Below are 1,052 nucleotides of genomic sequence, written 5' to 3' on the forward strand. Positions count from 1 at the left end.
GTCCCGCCGCACCCCCCCCCCTGGGTTGTGGGGGTCCGTGACCCACTCGTTTCCACACCTATTCCGTGATGTATTTCTTCGCATACGAGAAATCGCATGCGGGCACACGAAACAGCCCCCCGCCGAATTCCCCCTCTTTGTATACGGACCGCTTGTTAAGCCCGGCCGCCCGCCATGTTTACGCGATGTTGCGAACCGCTCACACGCGCTGTCGGCGGCTGGCCGCGCAACCGGTGGGCACGGGTGGCGCGTTCGGTGTGCTGGGCGGTGAGCAGACGGGCACGATCGGCGTCGCCGCGGGCCACCGCGTCGACGATCGCGCCGTGTTCGGCCCAGGATTCGGCGGGCCGCTCCGGTGACTCCACCGCGTACATCCAGGCGATCTTGTGGCGCAACTGCGTGAGCAGGGTGATCAGGCCGGGGCTGCCCGAGGCCTGCGCGAGCGTCTCGTGGAACCAGCCGCCGAGGCTGCGCAGATCCTCGCTCTGCCCGCGTCTGGCCCGCTCCTGCCCCAGTCTCACCAGGCCGCGAAGCACCTTGAGGTGTGCCTCGGTGCGGCGCTGCGCGGCGCGTGCGGCGCCGAGCGGTTCGAGCAGCATCCGGACTTCCAGAAGATCGGCCGCCTCCTGCGCGGTGGGCTCGGCGACATGGGCGCCCGCATGCCGGCGGGTGACGACGAAGCCCTCGGCCTCGAGGGTGCGCAGGGCCTCGCGGACGGGGACCCGGGAGACTCCGTAGCGACGCGCGAGCACTTCCTCGGTGAGCCGGCTGCCGCGCTCGAAGACCCCGGAGACGATGTCGTCCCGGATGGCCGTGCATACCGACTGCGCGGGAATGCGCATGATCGAACCACCGCCTTTGCTGCCCACAAGTTACTCAACTGTCAGCGACTCTATTGCAGGCTCCCTCAATTCCCGGAAGAGTGGCGGGAATTCATGGGGTTGCATTTCGGCCCGAGTTGGGCCCTGCGGACAAAAGGGGAAGGGTCCGGGAGATGGCGGGGGCTTCGGGGCGGGTGGGGTGGGGCCTGGGGTAGGAGGTGGGGCCTGGGG

Annotated in this window: 1 protein-coding gene; it reads right to left on the reverse strand. The window is 69.0% G+C overall.

The annotated features are described in order from the left end of the window. Window positions 1–155: 155 nt before the first annotated feature. Window positions 156–842 (reverse strand): GntR family transcriptional regulator, encoded by a 687-nt coding sequence (locus JAO81_RS27065; protein WP_199550554.1) that lies wholly within the window; start codon window positions 840–842, stop codon window positions 156–158. Window positions 843–1,052: the final 210 nt, after the last annotated feature.

This window comes from Streptomyces sp. N35, from assembly GCF_016464295.1.
Taxonomy (GTDB): Bacteria; Actinomycetota; Actinomycetes; order Streptomycetales; family Streptomycetaceae; genus Streptomyces.